This window comes from Qipengyuania sphaerica, assembly GCF_019711595.1.
Lineage (GTDB): Bacteria > Pseudomonadota > Alphaproteobacteria > Sphingomonadales > Sphingomonadaceae > Qipengyuania > Qipengyuania sphaerica.
The window spans coordinates 1,184,152-1,205,582 of record NZ_JAIGNR010000001.1 but is presented as its reverse complement, the minus strand read 5'-3'; the positions used below and the strand labels follow the sequence as shown (position 1 = coordinate 1,205,582).

The following is a 21,431-nucleotide window of genomic DNA, read 5'->3' as shown; positions in this document are numbered from 1 at the left end:
CGGAGCCGCTTTTGCGCCAAGGGGATACGAGCCAAGCATGACGTGTCAGAGTGCCACTGCCGAACCGACCGGTCCGAGCCGCAGCGCGATCGACGAACAATTACGCGCGATCCTGGTCGATGTGCTCTCGCTCGAAAAAGAGCGGGTGGCGGAGTTCGACGGCGACACGGGCCTCTTTGGGCATCTTCCCGAACTCGACAGCATGGCGGTCGCCACGCTCTTCACCGAGATGGAAGACCGGCTCGGCATCGTGATCGAGGACGAGGATGTCGATGGCGAAATGCTCGAAACCTATGGCGGGCTGCTGGTTTTCACCGAAGCGAAATGCATCGGGGCCTGAGCCTCACCGCGTGAAATAGCTGGTCAGCTCGACATGCGTCGACCAGCGGAACTGGCCGACCGGACGCAGTTTTTCGAGCCTGAACCCTGCATCGACAAGCACTTTGGCATCGCGCGCCCAGCTTGACGGATTGCAACTGATGTAAGCCACGCGCGAGGCCGAGCTCTCCGCAATCTGCGCGACCTGCTCGCGCGCTCCGGCCCGCGGAGGGTCGAGCACCAGCGCCCCGAATTTTCCCGCTTCCTCGGCGGTCAGCGGATTGCGGAAGAGATCGCGGTGCATGGCGTGGACCGGAATTCCGCGAGAATTCGCAGCGCTCTTGCAGGAAAAATGCGCATCGCGCGCTGCCTCCACGGCAAGGACCTTGGCCGGATCGGCGAGCGAGAAGGCAAAGGTGCCCAGCCCTGCGAAAAGATCGGCGATGGTGGCGGCATCGCCCACGAATGACTTTGCATCGCCGACGAGAATATCCTCGCCGTCATGTGTCGGTTGGAGGAAGGCGGTTTGCGGCATACCGACGGGCACGGGTCCCAGCGTGACGGTGACCGGCTCGGGCTCCCACACCGTCTCCGCACCATAGCCCTGGTCGAGCGACAGGCGCGCAAGGCCATGATCGCGCGCGAAATCGAGCAGCGCTTCGGTGGCCGCGAGACCCTCGGCCACGAAGCCCTTGAGCGAGCAATCCACCCCTTGGTCAGCCAGCGTCAGCGAGATGTCGATCGGCGCCTTCCCAGCGTGATCCGAAATCAGCTTACGTAGCGGTGCGACGAGCGCGAAAAGCCGCGGATCGAGGATGTGACACTCCTGCATGTCCACCACGCGGTTGCTGCGCCCCTCGCGGAATCCGAGAACCGCGCCCTTGGCCGTGCTCAGCGCATGGAGTGTCGCGCGGCGGCGCGAGCGCGGGGGCGAGAGGTGGGTCGGCAAGAGTTCGCCCACCTCGATGCCCTGCGCCTCGGCGGAGAACGCGACGCGCTCAGTGACGAACTGGCGCAGCGCCTCATCGTCGGCGTGTTGCAGCTGGCAGCCGCCGCAGACGCCGAAGTGACTGCACGGCGGTTTCTGGTGGTGCGGGCCGGGAATGACGTTCCCCTGTGCATCCACCTGATCGCCAGTGACGGCACCGGCAATATGCCTGCCGGTCGCCGTGACCCCGTCGCCCTTCGCGGCGATACGCTCAATGATTTCGGTGTCGCTCACAGGTAGACATCCGTGGCAGAATTGACGGAGCGCGCAAGCTCGCCAGCTGTGAAACCGACACCCGCAAGGGTAGCGGCTTCGTGGTGCAGCCAGACTGCTTCCTCGCAGGCCCGGAAAAGGTCTCCGTGAACCGCAAGGCGTGAGGCGGCGATGCCGGCGAGAACATCGCCAGTCCCTGCTACGGAAAGCCAGCTCGATCCACGCGGGAAGACGCGCGTGCCATCCTTGCCGGCAAGAACGGTGTCAGGGCCCTTGGCGAGGACAGTCATGCCGGTAGCCGAATGCAGCGCAAGGGCGCGGGCCAGCTTGCGGCTCCCGGAGACGCCGAAGCTCTCGCAGAGTGTTGCCAGCTCGCCCTCATGCGGCGTTATGGCAATGGAAGAGGGGTCGCATCCATCGAGAATATTTCTGTCGAGCAAGTGTAAGGCGTCGGCGTCGAGCACTTTGGGACACTTGGTCGCAAGCGTTTCTGCCAATCGTTCGCGGGACGTGTCCGAGCGTCCGAGACCCGGTCCGATCAGAACCGCAGACAGACGTTCGTCCTGCAGCTCGTCGCGATCATCGCTCACCACCAGCTCCGCCGGTGCGTCGGGATGCGAATGCTCGCTCAGCAGCTTCACATACCCCGCCCCGCTTCGCATGGCCGCCTCGGCAGCCAGCAGGGGCGCCCCCGGCATTTCGCCCGCGACGATTGCTAGCAAGCCCCGCCTGTATTTGTGCGCATCGGGCGCGGGCGATGACAGGGACGGCGCAGATGAGAGGGCTGGCAAGAGGTCTGGCATCTCCAGTCCGATATCGACCAGTCTTTTCGCGCCCATCCGGGCCATGGCGGGCATGGAAAAATGCGCATGCTTCCAGGCGCCCAGGGCGAGAGTCAGGTCGTAATCGACTTCTGGCCCGAGAGCTTGACCGCTGTCACTTGCGACGCTGCTGGGCACATCGATGGCGATCTTGTAGCCATGGGCTTGCCCAAGCTCTTCGAGAAGCTTTGCAAAGTCCCCTTCGACCTGCCGCGACAAGCCGTAACCGAACAGGCAGTCGACGTAGACCTGCGCATCGGGAAGGCCATTGGTGCCAACCATTCCTGCGAACTCGGAGCGGGCCCGCTCGGCAGTCTCCGTCGACGGTTCCTTCGGCGCCACCACGGCTACTTCGATACCACGCTTCCTCAAGCTCTGGGCAATCACATAGCCATCGCCGCCATTGTTGCCCGGGCCGCACAGAACAGCCACGGAGCGCCAACCGGCCATTCGCGCAATCCACTGCGCCGCGCCTTCGCCAGCGCGCTGCATCAGCTCCCATTCGCTGGTGCCGGCGTCCATCGCCGCCTGCTCGGCCGCGCGCATCTGGTCGACGGTGAGGACCGCACCAGTCAAAGCGCTGCCCCGTTAAGGTCAGATGTCGGCGAAAACGTGCGTTTCCTTTGCCGCACCAGGATGCGTGACGGCACCCTTTGCGGCGGGGCCGACGTTCTGCGCGTAGCGCCACAGGCTTCCGGACTGGTAATCATTGGCGCGCGGCTGCCATGCCTTGCGCCGTTCGTCCAGCACCGATGGCTCGACATTAAGGTCGATCGTCCCTGCAACTGCATCGATTGCGATCTCGTCACCGTCCTCGATCAGCGCGATCGGCCCGCCATCCGCCGCCTCGGGCCCGACATGACCAATGCAGAAACCACGGGTCGCGCCGGAAAAACGGCCGTCGGTAATGAGCGCCACCTTTTCGCCCATTCCCTGCCCGTAAAGCGCCGCCGTTGTGGCAAGCATTTCGCGCATGCCTGGGCCGCCCTTTGGGCCTTCGTACCGGATGACGATGACGCAGCCTTCCTCGATATCGCGGTTCTCCACCGCCTCGAATGCATCTTCCTCGCATTCGAACACCCGCGCCGGGCCGGTGAACTGCAACCGGTCCATCCCGGCGACCTTAACGATAGCTCCTTCCGGAGCGAGAGTGCCCTTGAGGCCGACTACACCACCGGTGGGCGTGATCGGGTTGGAAACCTCGTAGAAAACCTTCTGGTCCGGGTTCCAGGTAATTTCCTCGATATTTTCGCCGAGCGTCTTGCCGGTCACGGTCATCGGCTCGGGGTCGAGAAAACCGCCGTCGAGCAGTGTCTTCATCGCCATGTAGACTCCGCCGGCCTCGTGCATGTCCTTGGCGACATATTTTCCGCCCGGCTTCAAATCGGCGATGTAAGGCGTCGACTTGAAGATATTGGCGACATCGTGAAGGTCGAATTCGATGCCCGCCTCATGCGCCATCGCGGGCAAATGCAGCGCGGCATTGGTCGAACCGCCGGTCGCCGCGACGACTCGAGCAGCGTTTTCGAAGGCGGCGCGCGTACAGATATCGCGCGGGCGCAAATTCTTCTCGAGCAGCGTCATGATTTGACGTCCCGCAGCCACAGCAATTTCTTCTCGCGACTTGTAAGGTGCAGGCGCCATGTTACTGTTCGGCAATGACAAACCGATGGCCTCACCCACGCAGGCCATGGTATTGGCGGTGAACTGGCCGCCGCAGGCGCCGTGGCCGGGACAGGCAACTTTCTCAAGTGCAGTCAGGTCTTTGAGGGGGCAGTTTCCTGCAGCGTGCTGGCCCACGGCCTCGAACACATCGACCACGGTGACGTCCTCGCCCCGATAGGTGCCGGGCAGGATGGAGCCACCGTAAACGAAGATGCTGGGTACATTCAGGCGCAACATCGCCATCATCATGCCCGGCAAGCTCTTGTCGCAACCGGCAAAGCCGACCAGCGCATCGTAGCAATGACCACGGACCGACAGCTCGACCGAATCCGCAATGACTTCGCGGCTGACGAGCGAGCTCTTCATCCCCTGGTGGCCCATGGCGATGCCGTCGGTCACGGTGATGGTATTGAACCGGCGCGGCATGCCGCCCGCCTCGTCGACGCCCTGGCGGCAAATATTCGCTTGCGCGTCGAGCGTGGTGTTGCAGGGCGCACTGTCATTGCCGGCACTCGCCACGGCAACGAAGGGACGTGCGATCTCTTCCTCGGTGAGGCCCATCGCATAGTAATAAGAGCGATGCGGTGCGCGTTCGGGACCGACCGAAACATGACGGCTGGGGAGCTTTGACTTGTCGAAGCGCGCCATAGAATTCCTCCGTTGCGCGCAGCATTCGCCGCGCAAGCGCCGGAATTCAAGCAGTCATCGCAAAAGCTTTGCTTGCCCCGTCCCTAGACTTCGAGAGCAACCCGACCGAGCACATCGGCCAGCATCACCGCCCAGCGTGCCTGACCGGCCTTGGTATCGATCTGGTCCTGCCGGATCTCGACCGTGCAATAGGGGATGCCGTTTGCCTCGGCATGGCGGTCCATCGTGGCGTTAAGTTCCTTACCCGAGTAAGGCTGGTTGTCGCCTACGGTCAGTCCTTGCTCGCCAAAAAGGCGGATGGCGTGACGCGCTGCGGTATCGTCTTTGTTGTAAAGCAGCGAGACTTCCCAAGGGCGCTCCTCGTCACTCGTATCGAGGCTCGGCGTGAAGCTGTGGAGGGCGATCAGCATGCGCGGTTTAACGCGCTTGATCAGCTTGCCGAGCTCGTGGTGATAGGGCCGGTGGAAGAGGTTGAGGCGCGCATTGACGTCCGCGCCGATATTGCCGGGGATCAGCTTCCCGTCACTCTCCGTGGGGACGACGGAAGGGTCGTCCTCGTTCCGGTGAAAATCGCACACGAGCCGGCTGACCGTGGCGATATGGGCGGGGATGCCGTGGCGGCGCGCAAGGCGATCGGCGATACCCTCGACCCCGATATCGACCGCGATATGTTCGTTCAGAAGCTTCGGGTCGATGCCGAGATCGATGCCCTGCGGCACGTGGTTGGAAGCATGGTCTGCCACCACCAGGAGCCCTTTTGGACGCACATCCTCCGCAGCGACCTGGCGATACGGAAGATTGTCGATCATCATCTAAGCTTGCCTTTCAATTGCCACCAATCGGGGTGATCGGAGCCGATGCGCCGAGCGGCCTCGTCACGCGCAGATGTGGTTTCGTAAAGCGCGAAACATGTCGCTCCCGAACCGGACATACGGGCGAGAAACGGCTCGGTTCCGCCCATTGCGGCGAGCACACCGGCGATTTCGGGGACGAGCGAGATTGCGGGCGCTTCGAGATCGTTGCGGCCTTCGAGCGCGATGCGGCGCGCATCGCCTTCGGGCAAAGGCCCGCGATCCTCGCCGTCCCAAGCCCTGAACACCGGCCCGGTGGCCAGCGGGATGCGCGGATTGACGAGCAGGACGGGCGTGCCGGCGAGGCTGTCGTCGGCGGGTTCAAGCTGGGTCCCTGTTCCGCGCCCGACGCAGGTGCGGCTTTCGACGCAAGCCGGTACATCTGCGCCCAGCCTGGCCGCCCGCTCGCGCCACTCGTCGGGCAATCCATGGGCGAGTTCGACCATCCGGAATATCGCCCCCGCATCGGCCGAACCACCCCCCAGCCCCGCTGCGACCGGAAGGTTCTTTTCGAGCGTAACGTCCAGCCCCTCGGGCCGCGGCAAGGCACCGAGCGCGCGCATGACGATGTTGTCGAAGGGATCGGTCAGCGCCGAGGCAAACTCGCCGACAGTGGTCAGCCGATCGCGGGGAGCGGGATTGACCCGCAACACATCCCCCGCATCGACGAAGGCGAACAGCGTCTCTAGCTCGTGATAGCCATCCTCCCGCCGCCTGCGGACATGCAGCGCGAGATTGATCTTGGCATATGCCGTTTCGGTATTCGCCACTTACCGGTGTCACATATTCGGATAGTTCGGCCCGCCGCCGCCTTCGGGCGTGGTCCATTCGATGTTCTGGTTCGGGTCCTTGATGTCGCAGGTCTTGCAGTGGACGCAGTTTTGCGAGTTGATTTGGAACTTGGGCTCCGCGCCTTCCTCGATGATCCACTCGTAAACCCCTGCCGGGCAATAGCGGGTCGAGGGGCCGCCGTAGACTTCCAGCTCGCTTTCGCGCTGCAATTCGCGGTCGAGCACCTTCAAATGCACCGGCTGGTCCTCGGCATGGTTGGTGTAGCTGAAGCTGACATTGGTCAGGCGGTCGAAGCTCAGCGTGCCGTCGGGCTTGGGATAGACGATGGGCGCAAACAGGTCCGCGCGTTCGAGCATTTCGTGGTCGCGGTGGTGCCCCATGGTGATCGGAAGACCGATCTTGAGCGTGCGCATCCACATGTCGATGCCGGCGAGAACCGTTCCGAGGTCTTCGCCATATTTGGCAACGGCGGGCTGCGCGTTCTTCACCTTCTTGAGCTCGGTCGCGATCCAGCTTTCGCGCACTGCGCTGTCATAGCCCATTTCCTCGCTATGCTCGCGCCCCGCAGCAATCGCTTCGGCGAGCGTTTCGGCGGCCAGCATTCCGCTCTTCATCGCGGTGTGAGAGCCCTTGATGCGCGGCACGTTGACGAAGCCGGCCGAACAGCCGATCAGCGCGCCGCCCGGGAAGGCGAGCTTGGGGACGGACTGCCACCCGCCCTCGTTGATCACGCGCGCGCCATAGGCCACGCGCTTGCCGCCTTCGAGGATCGCGGCGATCGAGGGATGATGCTTCCAGCGCTGGAATTCCTGATAGGGCGAGACGTGCGGATTGCGGTAATCGAGCGCGGTCACGAAGCCCAAGGCGACCTGCCCGTTCGCCTGGTGGTAAAGGAAACCGCCGCCCCAGGTGCCGGTCTCGCTGAGCGGCCAGCCCTGCGTGTGAATGACCGAGCCGAGCTCGTGCTTGTCGGGATCGATGTCCCAGAGTTCCTTGATGCCGAGGCCATAGACCTGCGGCTCGCAATCGGCCTCGAGGTCGAACTTCGCCTTCATCTTCTTGGTAAGGTTGCCGCGCGCACCCTCGGCGAAGAGCGTGTATTTGGCGTGGATTTCCATGCCGGGCTGGTAATCGCCCTTCTGCGAACCATCGGCCGCGATGCCCATGTCCTGCGTGACCACGCCGGTGACAGCGCCCGCATCGTTGAACAGCACCTCGGCAGCGGGGAAGCCGGGGAAGACCATCACTCCGAGCGCCTCGGCCTGCTCGGCGAGCCAGCGGCACATATTGCCGAGCGAGCCGGTGTAATTGCCATTGTTGCTCATGAAGGGAGGCAGGAGGAATTCGGGCAGGTCCGACTTGCCGCCTTCCGACAGGACCCAGTGGTGGTTCTCGGTGACGGGGACTTCGGCCATCGGGCAATCCATGTCGCGCCATTCGGGGAACAGCTCGTTCAGCGCCTTGGGATCGACCACCGCGCCCGAAAGAATGTGCGCGCCGATTTCGCTGCCCTTCTCCAGCACGACGACCTCGAGGTCCTCGTTGATCTGCTTCAGTCGGATGGCCGCCGAAAGGCCGGCCGGGCCGCCGCCGATGATGACGACGTCGCAGGGCATCGATTCGCGTTCGCTCATGTCTCTCTCTTTTCGTCGCGTAAACGTTGGGATTGCCTTGATTGCTGGGCGGTTTGAGGTCAAGACCTGCGGTGGACGGATTATGATCGCAGATACGCCGGAATCCCGCGAATTATCGCCCGCAGACGCGCTCGAAGCAGCGCTCGACTGGTGGCGCGAGGCAGGGGTCGAGGACGATTATCGCAACGAGGCGACAAGCTGGCTGGCAGAGCCCGAGCAGGAGCAGGCCGTAGCGTCGCCCAAGCCCGCCAAACCGCCCGAAGAACCCAAGCAGACCCCGCTCGAACGCGCGTTCGAGGGTACGGCCGGCGGGGATGTGATCGGGGGCGCGCCCGGTGCACTGCCGGAAACACTCGAAAAATTTCGCGAATGGTGGATGGCGGATAAATCGCTGTCACATCTGGGGCCGGAGCGCCGACTGCCACCGCGCGGAGTCGAAGGCGCGAAACTGCTGGTGCTCGTTCCCGAACCGATGGAAGGCGATGCCGACCAACTGCTTTCGGGCGCTCCTGGCAAGTTCGTCGAGGCGATCCTGGCTGCGATGGGGATTGCCCCGCACGAGGCCTATCTCGCCAGCGCGCTTCCCGCGCCGCTTGCGCTGCCCGACTGGAACGACCTTTCGGTGCGCGGCCTCGGTACAATCACCCGTCACCACATCGCCCTTGCCGCGCCGCACCGCGTTATCGCCTTCGGGCGCTCGCTCGCTCCGCTGTTCGATGTGCCGCCCGAAATGGCGCGCGAGCCAGCAGTGGTGAAAGCAGGCGAGAGCACCCTCCCCCTCCTGCTCGCGCCCGAGCTTGCCGAACTCGCGCGCTCGGCACCGCGCCGCAAGAACTTCTGGAACCGCTGGCTGGAATGGACCGCATGACCTTACGCCCCCTGCTTCTCGCCACCGCGATCGGACTTGCAGCCACCGCCGCACCCGCAGCGGCGCAATCGGACAGCGTCGCCTATTTCACCCGCTCGCATTCGGCGGCCTTGCCGCAGCTGCTGAGCCAGGAAGACCGGTTCTATTACGCCTCGCTGTTCGAGGCGATCGACAGCCAGAACTGGGACCGCGTCGAACTCGCGCTGTCGCAGCGTCCGGACGGACCTCTGCATGGCGCGGCGCTGGCGACCTATTTCCTCGACCCGAAAAGCCCGCGTATCGAGCTGTCGCGGATCGAGGACTGGCTCCGGCGCTATCCGAACAATCCGCAGGCCGAGAGCATGGTCCGGCTCGGCAAGACCCGCGGCCTTTCGTGGGAGCCGGGCCTGCCGCGCGAAAATTCGCTCTCTCGCCAGCCTGGTCTCACCCGGCGCACGCTCCCGCGAACGGTGGAAGACGGGACCATGCCTGCCACTGTCCGCTCGGCGATCCTCGACAGGATCAAGAGCGATGATCCCGATGGCGCGCGCCTGCTGCTCGACGGGGTGGACGCCTCGCTCTCCGGCGCCTCGCGCGCCGAATGGCGGCAACGGGTTGCGTGGAGCTATTACATCGAGAACCGCGATGCCGAGGCCCACGGCATGGCGCAGCTGGTTTCGCAAGGGTCAGGCCCCTGGGTGGCCGAGGGCGACTGGGTGGCAGGACTTGCAGCATGGCGCCTGGGCGATTGCTCGCGTTCGGGCCAGTTCTTCAATGCCGCCGCGCAAGGGGCGAACAATCCGGAACTCAAGGTCGCCGCGCATTACTGGGCTGCACGGAGCCTCGTCCGATGCCGCGAACCGCAGCTCGCCAATGCGCATCTGAGGGCCGCCGCGCGCTATGACGAAACGCTCTATGGCATGCTGGCGAGCGAGCAGCTGGGCAAGGACCTGCCCGCCGATCACACTGCGCCCGACCTCACGCAGGAGGATTGGCGCAAGCTGTCCGGCGAGCCTGCGGTGCGCGAAGCGGTCATGCTGGCCGAGGTCGGTCGCCGCGATGTCGCCGACGAGGTGCTACGCTGGCAGGTGAGGTATGGCGATCCGCGCGATTTCGCTGCCCTCACACGTCTGGCGCGGGCGTTGGGAGTGACAGGTGCACAGACTTACATGGCCTACAATTCGCCGCGCGGAACGGCATCGCCGCCGAACCTGCGCTGGCCGGTAGCCTACCATACGCCGCATGGCGGATGGCGTGTCGACCCGGCGCTGGCCTTCGCCCATGCCTTGCAGGAATCGGACTTTCGCGAGCGTGTCGTCAGTCCCGCCGGGGCAGTGGGATTGATGCAGATTATGCCGATTACCCGGCGCGAATATGCCGCCTCGATCAACATGAGCGCAGGCGCCGACCTGAAGGACCCGCGCAACAACCTCGCCTTCGGCCAGCGCACGCTCGAGGCACTGGCGCAGGCTGGCTACACACGCGGACACCTGCCCAAGGTCATGGCTGCCTATAACGCCGGCCCCTCCCCGGTCTCGCGCTGGAACAGCGAGATCAACGATCAGGGCGACCCGCTGCTGTGGATGGAATCGATCCCCTATTGGGAGACGCGGGCCTATGTCGCCATCGTGATGCGCAATTACTGGATGTACCTTCGCCAGGCGAATGCCGAGGCGCCGAGCCGCACCGATCTGGCCGAGAACGACTGGCCGATGTTCCCGAGGACTCGCTGATGCCGATCGACGAAAGCCGCACCTTCAAGCCGGTCAATATCGCGCTCCTCACGATCTCGGACACCCGCAAGGCAGGGGACGACACCTCGGGCGATATCCTGGCCGACCTGATCAAGCTGGCAGGTCACCAGATTGCCGCGCGCGAATTGAGCCGCGATGACAAGAACGAGATTGCCGCCCACCTCCACCGCTGGATCGACGACGACCAGATCGACGCGGTCATCACCACGGGCGGGACGGGGCTGACCGGCCGCGATGTAACCCCCGAGGCGCTCGACCGGGTGAAGGACAAGGACATTCCCGGTTTCGGGGAACTCTTCCGCTGGCTGAGCTACGAAAGCATCGGCACCAGCACCGTCCAAAGCCGCGCCTGTGCGGTGATCGCGCGCGGGACGTACATCTTCGCCCTGCCCGGCTCCAACGGCGCGGTTAAGGATGGCTGGGACAAGATCCTCAGCGCTCAGCTCGACAGCCGCCACCGGCCCTGCAATTTCGTCGAACTGATGCCCCGGTTGCGCGAGCGATAATCCCCCTGTTCCACTCGGCCTGTTCCGTGTATGTTCTCATGCATGGAGCGCAGACTCGAACCCTCCGTCGACGGGCGCGGAGCACAATCAGGCGCGGTGCCGACCCGCTTCGGCCTTGCCTCGCGCGAGGCCGATGGCGACTGGCGCGATCACATGGAAGCTCTCGACGGTCCGCCCCCCAAGCTGCGCACCCATGTGACCGAGGAAAACCCGAAGACAATCCTCAGCTTCAACCAGTCGCCGGACATCTTCTTCGACCGCTCGATCAACGCATATCGCGGCTGCGAGCATGGCTGCGTCTATTGCTTCGCCCGCCCTACGCACGCCTATCACGATCTCTCGCCCGGCCTCGATTTCGAAACGCAGCTGTTCGCCAAGCCCAATGCGGCGGAGTTGCTGCGCGCGACGCTGGCCAAACCGAAATATCGCCCCAGGCCGATTGCCATGGGGACCAACACCGATCCCTACCAACCGATCGAGCGTGACTACCGGATCACGCGAGCCGTTCTGGAGGTTTGCCTGGACGCAAGGCACCCGGTGACGATCACCACCAAGTCCGACCGCGTGCTCGACGATCTCGACCTGCTGGCAGAGATGGCGGAGCGGCGGCTGGTGGCGGTGGCGATATCGCTGACGAGCCTCGATCCCAAGCTATCGGGCAAGCTCGAACCGCGCGCAGCTTCGCCTGCCAAGCGACTCGCGGCGTTGGAAAAACTGGTCGAGGCGGGTGTCCCCAGCCATTGCTCGGTCGCGCCGGTCATTCCCGCGATCACCGACCAGTTCATGGAAGAAATCGTCCAGCGCGCGGCCGCCATCGGGGTAGATAGCGTGGGCTGGATTCCGCTGCGCCTCCCGCACGAAGTCGCCCCGCTGTTCCGCGAATGGCTCTCGGTCCACTACCCCGAACGCGGCGACAAGGTGATGAGCATCGTCCAGTCCATCCGCAACGGAAAAGACAACGACCCCAACTTCTTCTCGCGCCTCAAACCGACCGGCGTCTGGGCCGACCTCTTCCGCGCAAGGTTCCGACTGGCCTGCAAGCGTGCCGGATTGGGCAAGGCGAAGTTCGAGCTGGATTGCACGCAGTTCCGGCCGCCAGCGGTCGGGGGGCAGTTGCGCTTGCTCTAGATGGTCAGCTGCGCTTCGCCCGGTACATCGGGGTCACGATCGGCGCATTTCCGGAGCGGATCTCGCCCATCACTTCGAACCCGTGGCGCTCATACAGCGAAATGTTACGGGGATTCGAACTCTCGAGATAGGCGGGCAATCCATCCTCGTCGATCCGGGCGCACGCATGCTTCATCAAGGCACCGCCGAGGCCCATGCCGAGATAGGCAGGGTCTGCGCCGATGAGGGGCAGATACCAGTGCTCCTCATGAGGGTGATATGCGCCCATACCCTCGAAAACCCCAAACATGTCTTCGAGCCGGTCTTCACGCACGATGCCGGGCAGCAGCTCCATCAAGGCATCGCCATCCGGCTCGACACCGGGAGGGAGCCAAAGGGCAACAGCCTGCCCTTCATTGGCGATCCAGGCACTTTCATGGTCGAACGCTTTCCCGCCGAACAGGGTCATGAACTTGCCAAGCGTCGATAGATAGACATCGGCAGTCGGCGCGGCGTAACGGGTTAGCGGGTCAGTCGAGAACGCCAGTGTAATTGTAGGCATGAAGCGCTCGCGATCACTCGGAGCTGCCAAGCTGATTTCGGGCATTTGGGCCGATTGCATCGTCTCTCTCCAGAGTATGCGTTCTCGACCCTCTTTCCATTTATCAGACAACCCGCATCAACGCGACCGGCAGGGGTGCTTGACGCGCTGCCATCAGCCGAACCCCTCCCCCGCATCGCCCGGCGCGAACCGCACCAGCCTGCTGTCCGCCAGTGCCGCCGTGCGGTTGACTACCGCCTTCTGGTAGTCCGGGTCCTTGATCATCTCGAAGAACGCGCCCGAGTTCGGATATTGCGCCACGAAGCCGTCGTGCCAGCGCATCGCTTCGGGTCCTGTCACCACGGTCTGGAACGCGCCGCGCCAGACGATCTCGCCGCCCACGCGGCGGAAGATCGGGCCGCTGGTCTCGCCATATTCCTCATAGGCGCGGCGGCCGCTCCATCCCTTCCCGGCGTGCTCGTGGCCTTGCGGATATTCTGCCTCATCGCGGTAAAGCAGGAGGTTGAGCATGTGGATCGGCTCGTCGCGCGGGAGGTTCTTGAAGGCCTCGAAATTGGCGCGGCTCGGATCGATGTAGCGGTCTGTCACGGCTCTCTCCTTATACCTGCATTTCACGGTAGGTGCCGGGCGCGATGCCGTCCACGCTCCACTCCCCGATGCGCCAGCGAATGAGACGCAAGGTCGGCAGGCCGACGGCAGCGGTCATCCGGCGAACCTGCCGGTTGCGACCCTCGGTGATCTCCAGCGCGATCCAGCTGTCGGGCACGCTCTTGCGATAGCGTACCGGCGGGTCGCGGTCCCAAACGGGCGGCGGGTCGATACGCTTTGCGCGCGCCGGGCGGGTCAAGCCGTCTTTCAGTTCGACACCGCGTGCCAGCTTTTCAAGCGCCTCATCCCCCGCCTCGCCCTCGACCTGCACCAGATAGGTCTTCGCCATCTTGTAGCGCGGTTCGGCGATACGCGACTGCAGACGGCCATCATCGGTCAGCAGCAGCAGCCCTTCGCTATCCTTGTCGAGCCTGCCGGCGGGATAGACCCCCGGCACGTCGACCAGATGGGCCAGCGTGTCCTCCATCCCGTCCTTGCCGCCGGTGAATTGCGAGAGCACACCGTATGGCTTGTTGAGCAGGATCAGGCGGCTCACAGCCCCTCGATCGAGCGATATCGATATTCGAAGGTGCGTTCGCCATCTTCCACAGTGACGTGGTAGGCCAACGGTATCCCATCGACCGTCCGCCAGTCGCTGAACCGGGCAACGATGGGCGGTTGTTTCTTGCGGTAATTCAGGACCGCGTAGGGAATGCCGGTTCGCGGATCGGTCTGGAGCGCGCGGTACGTCACGCCGAGGGGGCCGGAACCGATGCGGCCGATCTTCTCCCGGCACTGGGCGGGATCGGGATCGCAGGGGCGCCGCTGCCAGATGCCATCATTCAGCGCGGCGAATTCCGCCACCTGGGCATGAAACATCTGCGACTGGATGTAGAACAGCATGCTGTCGGGCAGCTCGTGAATACCGTCCTCGTCATGGACGAAAGCCGTCTCTCCATCGGTTGTGTAATGCACCACCCGGTCGGGATAGACCGCCTTGTAGAACGAACCTGTTGGACCATAGCCGGTGGTGACGGTGAATTGCGAGCCATCGGACCCGGTTACATCCGCCACGGTGTGCAGCACGGGCACTTCGGGCAATCCGTCGATCCCCTTGTCGGATACCGCGCAGCCGCCAAGCGCCAGACCTGTCGACAGGGCCAGGTAGACCGGTTTACGCACGCTTATGCGTCCTCCAGCTTGTAGTCGCAGAACCTGTCGCGCAGGTCCTTCTTGCTGATCTTGCCGGTGGCTGTGTGCGGGATGTCGTCGACGAATTCGACTGCATCGGGCAGCCACCACTTGGCGACCTTGTCGGACAGGAAATTGACGATGCTCTCGGCATCGCAATCCGCGCCTTCCTTCTTGACCACGAAGAGCACCGGGCGCTCGTCCCATTTCGGGTGGAACATGCCGATGCAGGCGGCCTCTGCCACGGCGGGATGGCCGACGGCAGCGTTCTCGAGCTCGACGGAGGAAATCCACTCGCCGCCCGACTTGATCACATCCTTGGTGCGGTCGGTCAGTTGGAGCGTGCCGTCGGGATGGAGCATGCCGACATCGCCGGTGTTGAACCAGCCATCTTCGGTCACCGCATCTTCCTCGGCCTTGAAATAGCGCTTCACCACCCACGGCCCGCGGATCTGCAGCGCGCCCGAAGTCTTGCCATCGCGCGGCAGGACCTTGGTGGGATCGTCCAGATCGACCGTGCGCAGTTCCACGCCGAAGATCGGGCGGCCCTGCATCATGGTCTTGGCGACCTTCTCGTCGAAGCTGAGCTGGTCCCAGTCATGCGTGGGTCCGCCGACCGTCCCGATGGGGCTGGTTTCGGTCATGCCCCAGGCGTGCTGGACGCGCGTGCCGTTCTTCATCAGACGTTCGATCATGAACTTGGGCGCGGCCGATCCGCCGATCGTGGCAGCGCGCAGCTTGGGCAATTCGAGATTGTTCGCGTCGCAATACTGGAAGTGCGCGAGCCAGACGGTGGGCACGCCGGCGCTGTCGGTCACGCCTTCGCGCTTCATCAGCATGTCGAGCACGGCGGGATCGTTGACCTGGCTGAAGACGAATTTCATCCCCGCCATCGCGCCGGCATAGGGCAGGCCCCAGCTTGCCGCGTGGAACATCGGCACGACGGGGAGGTAGACCGACGAGGTCATGCAATTGAGCGCACTCGGCTGAAGCCCCGCCATCGCGTGCAGGATCGTGCTGCGATGCTCGTATTGCACACCCTTGGGATTGCCTGTGGTGCCGCTGGTGTAGCAGATCATGCAGGGGTCGCGTTCGCTGCCTTCGACCCATGCGAAATTGCCGTCCTCGGCCCCGAGCCAGTCTTCGAAGGCCGTTGTGTGTTCGCCGCTATCGAAGCAGATGTAATGCTGCACATTCGGCCAGCGATCGCGCATCTTGTCGATGATCGGCTGGAACATCGCATCGTAGATCACCACGCGGTCGTCGGCGTGGTTGATAATATATTCGAGCTGGTCCTCGAACAGGCGCGGGTTCACCGTGTGGAGCACCCCGCCCATGCCCGCCACGCCGAACCAGCTGACGAGGTGGCGCGCGTGGTTCATCGCGATGCTGGCGACCTTGTCGCCCGGCTTGAGCCCGAGCTTCTGCAGCGCCTGCGCCATCTTGAGCGCGTCGCGACGGATTCCAGCCCAATCGGTGCGGGTTTCGGTCCCGTCGGCCCAGTAGGTGAGGATTTCCCTCGTCCCCGCCTCGCGTGCCGCGTGGTCGATCACATGCGTCACGCGCATGGTCCAGTCCTGCATCGCTCCGAGCATTCCAGCCTCTCTCCTTGCCTTGGCCCCTGCGGGCGCTTTTCTAGGCGACGAGGCGTAGGTGCGAACCGCCGCGCCGCTTGTCGAGCTGCACCTTGGCAAGGCCGGGCACGCTTGCCAAGCGTTCTGCAAGCTCCCCGTCGAGCGAAAATTCGCGGCCCAGGCGCATCATCGGTTCCAGATCGCCGCCGATGCGCAGGGTGACGAGGATTTCGTCCTTGCCCGGAGGCGTTTCCGACAGTTCGCGCTGCAGCGCCTCGACCGCCGCGATATCGGTGATGTCGAGCGTAAGGATCATCGGGGTCGAACCCTTGACCTCGGACAAGGGCGTGGCTCCGCGCACGGTGATGCGGGGCGGTTCGTCGGGACTGGGGGAATCGAGTTCGACCTGTAGCAGGACGCAGGTCTGGTCTTCGGCCCATTTTTGGAAGCGTTCGACCATGCCTTCCTCGAAACAGGCCGCGCTGAATTGGCCGGTCGCATCGGAGAAATCGGCACGGATGAAGGGCTTGCCGCGGCGCGTCGTCCCCTTGTTCACCTTCTCGACCATGGCCGACATGACCGCGTTTGAGCGCCCGCCGGCAGGCGCACCGCCCGCCATCAGCGAGGCATAGGTGCGCGCGCCATTGGCCGAGGCGATGTCCTTCCACGCGGCCACCGGATGAGCGGAGAAGTAGAAGCCGAAATTCTCGCGCTCCCTCGCCATGCGCTCTGCACGCGGCCAGTCCTCGACTTCGCGCAGGCGGAGTGTTTCGCCCGGAGCATCCTCGCCGCCAAACATGCTCGCCTGACCGCTGGTGCGCTCACGATCGGCCGCATCGGCAACCGCCAGCAGCATGTCGGCGTTCTCGAAGACCTTGGCGCGGTTGGGCTCGAGACTGTCGAGGCCGCCCGCACAGGCCAAGGCTTCCAGCTGGCGCGAGTTCATCGAACCCTTGGGGATGCGTTCGAACAGGTCCTGCAGGCTCTCGAACGGCCCCGAAGCCTCGCGCTCGTGCACTATCGCATCCATTGCCTTTTCGCCGACATTGCGGATGCCAGCCAGCGCATAGCGAACGGCGTAGCCGTCGTCGGTCTGCTCGACGGTGAATTCGGCTTCGGACCGGTTGATGCAAGGCGGCTCGACGGCGATGCCCTGCCTGCGCGCATCGTCGACGAAGATCGTCAGCTTCTCCGACTGGTGCATGTCGAAGCACATCGAGGCGGCGAAGAATTCTTCCGGATAATGCGCCTTCAGCCACGCGGTCTGGTACGCGAGCAGTGCGTAGGCTGCGGCGTGCGACTTGTTGAAACCGTATCCTGCGAACTTGTCGATCAAGTCGAACAGCTCGTTCGCCTTGGCCTTCTCGATCCCGCTGACTTCCTTGCACCCGGCCACAAAGCGTTCGCGCTGGATGTCCATCTCGGCCTGGACCTTCTTGCCCATGGCGCGGCGCAGCAAGTCTGCATCGCCGAGCGAGTATCCGGCGAGGATCTGCGCGGCCTGCATGACCTGTTCCTGGTAGACGAAGATGCCGTAGGTTTCCGCCAGGATCCCCTCGAGCTTCTCGTGCGGATACTCGATCGGAACCTCTCCCGCCTTGCGCTTGCCGAACAGCGGGATGTTGTCCATCGGACCCGGACGATAGAGCGAGACGAGCGCGATGATGTCGCCGAAATTGGTCGGCTTCACCGCCGTCAGCGTGCGGCGCATGCCTTCCGATTCCAGCTGGAACACGCCGACCGTGTTACCCGCCTTCATCAGCTCGTAGACTGCAGGATCATCGAGTTCGAGCTGCGAGAGGTCGATGTCGATATCGCGCTTCTTGAGCAGGTCGGTCGCCTTCTTGAGCACCGACAGCGTCTTCAGCCCGAGGAAGTCGAACTTCACCAACCCGCTGCTTTCGACATTCTTCATGTCGTATTGCGTCACCGGCATATCCGAGCGCGGATCGCGGTAGAGCGGGACGAGCTGCGCGAGCGGCCGGTCGCCGATCACGACGCCTGCCGCGTGGGTCGAGCTGTTGCGCGGGAAACCTTCGAGCTGCATCGCGAGGTCGATCAGGCGTTTGACCTCGTTGTCGTTGTCGTATTCCGCCTTGAAATCCGCCGCCCCGTTGAGCGCCCTCGGCAGTGTCCACGGGTCGGTCGGATGGTTGGGCACCATCTTGCAGATCCGGTCGACATGGCCGTAGCTCATCTGGAGGATGCGGCCCGTATCGCGCAGCACGGCGCGCGCCTTCAGCTTACCGAAGGTGATGATCTGCGCGACGTGGTCGTGCCCGTATTTCGCCTGCACATAGCGGATCACCTCGCCGCGCCGTGTTTCACAGAAGTCGATATCGAAGTCGGGCATCGAAACGCGTTCGGGGTTGAGGAAACGTTCGAAAAGCAGGCCCAGCTGGATCGGGTCGAGATCGGTAATCGTCAGCGCCCAGGCGACGAGGCTGCCTGCGCCCGAACCACGCCCCGGCCCCACCGGAATATCCTGGTCCTTCGCCCATTTGATGAAGTCGGCAACGATCAGGAAGTAGCCGGGAAAGCCCATCTGGTTGATGATGCCGACCTCGTAATCGAGGCGGTCGAAATAGACCTTGCGGTCCTCTTCGTTCATCTCGCCATAGGGTTCGAGGCGCTTTTCCAGGCCCTTTCGGGCATCCTCCTCCAGCATCCGCGCCTCGCCCTCAAGGTCGCCGGCAAGGCTCGGAAGGATGGGATTGCGATAGGGCGGCGCATAGGCGCAGCGCTGCGCGATCACGAGCGTGTTGGCCGTGGCTTCGGGCAGGTCGTCGAATGCCTCTTCCATCATGTGGGCTGTCTTGACGTAACTTTCGGGGTTCGACTTCGGCCGCTCCTCCGCATCGACATGGGTCGAATTGGCGATGCACAGCATGGCGTCATGCGCCCTGAACATATGCGGTTCGGCGAAATTGGCCGGATTGGTCGCGACGAGCGGGAGGTCGCGCGCATAGGCGAGATCGATCAGCGCGCCTTCCGCCGCTTCCTCCACCGGATTGCCGCGCCGGGCGAGTTCGACATAGAGCCGCCCGGGGAACAGCGCCTCCAGTTTTTCCAGCAGCGAAGTCGCGTGTCCCGTCTGTCCCTCGGCGAGCAATCTGGTCACCCCGCCCTCGCACGCGCCGGTCAGAGCGATCAGCCCGTCGGTGCGGCCCTCAAGGTCTTCAAGACGGATATGCGGTTCGAATTCGAGCGGGCGGTCCAGATGCGCCTTCGACACGAGATGGCAGAGATTGTCGTAGCCTGCCTCGTCCTGTGCATAGAGCGGCAGGTAATCGACCGTGCGCCCTTCCTCGTCACGCGCCACGCCAAGCAGCGTGCCGGTAATCGGCTGCACGCCTTCGGCCTTGCAGGCATTGGCGAACATGACTGCGCCATAAAGCCCGTTGCGGTCGGCCATGGCGATGGCGGGAAAGCCACGTTCCTTCGCCAGCTTGGCCATCGCCTTGGGATCGATCGCCCCTTCGAGCATCGAATAGGCCGAGAGCACGCGCAGGGGAACGAAGGGCTTGTAAGGCATCTGCGCAAGGTAGGATTTTGCGCGTCAATCTCAAAGCGCTGGAAGGCGGTTATTCTCCACCGCTTGTGGAGAAAATCACTCTTCCGGCGGAGCGGCAATTTTCCTGCGCGTATCGCGGATGGTCGACCATGCTCCGTAGGCGATCAGGGCGGCGAGGAAGATCCATACCCAGACGGGGATATTCCGCCCGGCAATGGCGAGATAGATATAGGCCGAAACGAAAAAGAACCCCGCCACCATGGTCGGCAGGACGGTCGATTGCCCTGCCCTCGCGCGCTTCACCAACCATGCGATCGAAGCGAGGAAGAACGGGATGGCGCCAACGTAAATGCCCCCGAATATGTAAGGGTTCACGCCATATTCGGCGCCGAGCGAGAGAAACCACTGGTTGAGATCGGCTAGCATGGCGTGACCTTCGCTGACCCTCTCCGGATAGTTACAGCAGCTTCTCGATATCCTTCGCGATGCCCGCCGGCGCGTCGGCCGGACCGTAACGCTTCACGACATTGCCCTCGCGGTCGATCAGGAACTTGGTGAAGTTCCACTTGATCGTCTTCGAGCCCATCAGGCCGGGGGCTTCCTTCTTCATCCAGTCGAACAGCGGGCTGGCATTGTCGCCATTGACCTCGACCTTCTGCATCAGCGGGAAGGTGAGGCCGAAGTTCACCTTGCAGAACTGCTCGATTTCGCCCGCATCGCCCGGTTCCTGACCGCCGAACTGGTTGCAGGGAAAGGCGAGCACCTCGAAGCCCTTGTCGCCATAATCCTGGTAAAGCTTCTCAAGACCGTCGTATTGCGGGGTAAATCCGCATTTACTCGCGGTGTTCACCACCAGCAGCACCTTGCCGAGTTTCTCCTTCAGATCGAGTTCGTCGCCCTTGTTGGTGGCGACGGTGAAATCGGCAATGCTGGTCATTCGGTTCATTCCTTGCGTCGGTAGATCAGGTCGAAATAGTCGACCCATGTAAGGCCCTGGTCCTTGCTGGCCTGGCCGTGTTGGCGCACGCTGCCGTCGTCCTGCAAGCTATATGTCATTCGCACCAGCAAAGGCGTTCCATCCTGCGCCTTGCCCCAATGGCCGGTCAGGATCATCTTCCCGTTGACCGGCCCGCCATCGAAGAAAGTCCGGCCGGGCTGGCCGCCGACCCACAGCTGGTGCCAGCCTTCGGTCTTGGGGTCGTAGGCACTGAGGCTCGAACCGCCACGGCCCTGCAAGGGCATCCATGTCTCGCGGATCGCACAGCCGGCGCTCACCTTTTCGATCCGGCTGTCCGCCACCTTGTCCGGCGTGCCCTCGGCGTTGGGATAGACATCCCATTCGCCTACCCAGAAATCGAACGCCTCGTGATGGGCACCTTCGCACTTGGGTGGAGGCGACGGGGGCGTGGCCGGAGCCTCGGCAGCGGCGGCCTGGGCGATGAACAAGGTGAGTATCGATGCGAGCATATGCAGTCCTCCCTGACAGACAGGCTAACCGTACAGCCGGATAAGGCCAACCCGTCTCTGCGAACCGCCGATACCCGACTACGAGCGGGGAAAATCGCTACGTTGCGAGAGTTCCGCAATCTCGGCGGCGTGATATTCGCGGTCGCCGAGTTTTTCGATGTAGTAGAGCGAGCGTTCGCTTTCCGACATCATCATCACGTGGCTGATCAGTTCCGCGAACGTGCCCGACCTCAGCCCCTTCGCTGCATCGAGCACGCCGTCACCGTCGCCTTCGCGGTGCAGTTCGGCGCGGTCGTCCCACTGGATGCCTTCACGGTGGCAGCCATTGCCTTTGAAGGTGCTGGGATGGTCGGTCATGCAAATACTCCTTTTGCATGCCTAACGGACAAAC

General features: G+C 63.6%; 21 protein-coding genes. 5 read left to right on the top strand and 16 right to left on the bottom strand.

Annotated elements, in window-relative coordinates; all coding sequences use genetic code 11:
* Positions 1-37: 37 nt before the first annotated feature.
* Positions 38-340, top strand: coding sequence for an acyl carrier protein (locus tag K3178_RS05975; protein ID WP_221570427.1), 303 nt, complete (start codon positions 38-40; stop codon positions 338-340).
* A 3-nt stretch (positions 341-343) separates the two neighbouring features.
* Here K3178_RS05975 and K3178_RS05970 read toward each other — a convergent pair whose 3' ends face one another.
* The 6 genes from K3178_RS05970 to K3178_RS05945 all read right to left on the bottom strand — a co-directional run bounded on the left by K3178_RS05970 (position 344) and on the right by K3178_RS05945 (position 7,930).
* Complete coding sequence (locus K3178_RS05970) at positions 344-1,540, bottom strand: class I SAM-dependent RNA methyltransferase (protein WP_221570426.1); 1,197 nt, start codon at positions 1,538-1,540, stop codon at positions 344-346.
* Positions 1,537-2,916 carry an NAD(P)H-hydrate dehydratase gene (locus tag K3178_RS05965; RefSeq protein WP_221570425.1) on the bottom strand — a complete coding sequence of 460 codons (1,380 nt, stop codon included), beginning with the start codon at positions 2,914-2,916 and terminating at the stop codon, positions 1,537-1,539. Before K3178_RS05965 ends, K3178_RS05970 begins: the two co-directional genes overlap by 4 nt.
* Before the next feature lie 18 nt (positions 2,917-2,934).
* Positions 2,935-4,653, bottom strand: coding sequence for a dihydroxy-acid dehydratase (gene ilvD / locus K3178_RS05960; RefSeq protein WP_221570424.1), 1,719 nt, complete (start codon positions 4,651-4,653; stop codon positions 2,935-2,937).
* An 83-nt stretch (positions 4,654-4,736) separates the two neighbouring features.
* Positions 4,737-5,462: an N-formylglutamate amidohydrolase gene (locus K3178_RS05955; protein WP_221570807.1), complete on the bottom strand. Its 726-nt coding sequence runs from the start codon at positions 5,460-5,462 to the stop codon at positions 4,737-4,739.
* The gene (locus tag K3178_RS05950; RefSeq protein ID WP_221570423.1) at positions 5,462-6,274 is read right to left on the bottom strand and encodes a 4-(cytidine 5'-diphospho)-2-C-methyl-D-erythritol kinase; all 813 of its coding nucleotides are present in this window, start codon (positions 6,272-6,274) and stop codon (positions 5,462-5,464) included. The genes K3178_RS05955 and K3178_RS05950 overlap by 1 nt, the downstream gene beginning before the upstream one ends.
* 9 nt (positions 6,275-6,283) lie before the next feature.
* Positions 6,284-7,930: an electron transfer flavoprotein-ubiquinone oxidoreductase gene (locus K3178_RS05945; RefSeq protein ID WP_221570422.1), complete on the bottom strand. Its 1,647-nt coding sequence runs from the start codon at positions 7,928-7,930 to the stop codon at positions 6,284-6,286.
* A gap of 82 nt (positions 7,931-8,012) precedes the next feature.
* Between K3178_RS05945 and K3178_RS05940 the strand changes: the two genes are divergently transcribed.
* Genes K3178_RS05940 through K3178_RS05925 form a run of 4 tightly spaced genes read left to right on the top strand, consistent with a single transcriptional unit; the run spans position 8,013 to position 12,165 of the window.
* Complete coding sequence (locus tag K3178_RS05940) at positions 8,013-8,798, top strand: hypothetical protein (protein ID WP_221570421.1); 786 nt, start codon at positions 8,013-8,015, stop codon at positions 8,796-8,798.
* The gene (locus K3178_RS05935; protein ID WP_221570420.1) at positions 8,786-10,510 is read left to right on the top strand and encodes a lytic transglycosylase domain-containing protein; all 1,725 of its coding nucleotides are present in this window, start codon (positions 8,786-8,788) and stop codon (positions 10,508-10,510) included. The genes K3178_RS05940 and K3178_RS05935 overlap by 13 nt, the downstream gene beginning before the upstream one ends.
* Positions 10,510-11,037: a molybdenum cofactor biosynthesis protein B gene (moaB, locus tag K3178_RS05930; RefSeq protein WP_221570419.1), complete on the top strand. Its 528-nt coding sequence runs from the start codon at positions 10,510-10,512 to the stop codon at positions 11,035-11,037. The genes K3178_RS05935 and moaB overlap by 1 nt, the downstream gene beginning before the upstream one ends.
* Before the next feature lie 42 nt (positions 11,038-11,079).
* Positions 11,080-12,165 (top strand): PA0069 family radical SAM protein, encoded by a 1,086-nt coding sequence (locus K3178_RS05925; protein ID WP_221570418.1) that lies wholly within the window; start codon positions 11,080-11,082, stop codon positions 12,163-12,165.
* Positions 12,166-12,169: 4 nt separating this feature from the next.
* Here the strand turns inward: K3178_RS05925 and K3178_RS05920 are convergent, their stop codons facing one another.
* The 10 genes from K3178_RS05920 to K3178_RS05875 all read right to left on the bottom strand — a co-directional run bounded on the left by K3178_RS05920 (position 12,170) and on the right by K3178_RS05875 (position 21,397).
* A complete protein-coding gene (locus K3178_RS05920; RefSeq protein WP_221570417.1) occupies positions 12,170-12,766 on the bottom strand; it encodes a GNAT family N-acetyltransferase in 597 nt (198 codons plus the stop codon).
* Between the two features lie 93 nt (positions 12,767-12,859).
* Positions 12,860-13,294: a DUF1330 domain-containing protein gene (locus K3178_RS05915; protein WP_221570416.1), complete on the bottom strand. Its 435-nt coding sequence runs from the start codon at positions 13,292-13,294 to the stop codon at positions 12,860-12,862.
* A 10-nt stretch (positions 13,295-13,304) separates the two neighbouring features.
* Complete coding sequence (locus K3178_RS05910) at positions 13,305-13,850, bottom strand: pseudouridine synthase (RefSeq protein ID WP_221570415.1); 546 nt, start codon at positions 13,848-13,850, stop codon at positions 13,305-13,307.
* Entirely contained in the window at positions 13,847-14,476 is a 630-nt protein-coding gene (locus K3178_RS05905; RefSeq protein ID WP_221570414.1) for a hypothetical protein, read from the bottom strand. Before K3178_RS05905 ends, K3178_RS05910 begins: the two co-directional genes overlap by 4 nt.
* Before the next feature lie 2 nt (positions 14,477-14,478).
* A complete protein-coding gene (locus K3178_RS05900; RefSeq protein WP_221570413.1) occupies positions 14,479-16,080 on the bottom strand; it encodes a long-chain fatty acid--CoA ligase in 1,602 nt (533 codons plus the stop codon).
* 40 nt (positions 16,081-16,120) lie between these two features.
* Positions 16,121-19,594, bottom strand: coding sequence for a DNA polymerase III subunit alpha (dnaE, locus tag K3178_RS05895; RefSeq protein WP_221570412.1), 3,474 nt, complete (start codon positions 19,592-19,594; stop codon positions 16,121-16,123).
* 75 nt (positions 19,595-19,669) lie between these two features.
* Entirely contained in the window at positions 19,670-19,999 is a 330-nt protein-coding gene (locus K3178_RS05890) for a hypothetical protein (RefSeq protein ID WP_221570411.1), read from the bottom strand.
* Positions 20,000-20,030: 31 nt separating this feature from the next.
* Positions 20,031-20,510: a glutathione peroxidase gene (locus tag K3178_RS05885; RefSeq protein WP_221570410.1), complete on the bottom strand. Its 480-nt coding sequence runs from the start codon at positions 20,508-20,510 to the stop codon at positions 20,031-20,033.
* Between the two features lie 5 nt (positions 20,511-20,515).
* Positions 20,516-21,040, bottom strand: coding sequence for a hypothetical protein (locus K3178_RS05880; protein ID WP_247713524.1), 525 nt, complete (start codon positions 21,038-21,040; stop codon positions 20,516-20,518).
* Positions 21,041-21,118: 78 nt separating this feature from the next.
* Positions 21,119-21,397, bottom strand: a complete 279-nt coding sequence (locus tag K3178_RS05875) for a hypothetical protein (RefSeq protein ID WP_221570409.1) — start codon at positions 21,395-21,397, stop codon at positions 21,119-21,121.
* Between the last annotated feature and the right edge of the window lie 34 nt (positions 21,398-21,431).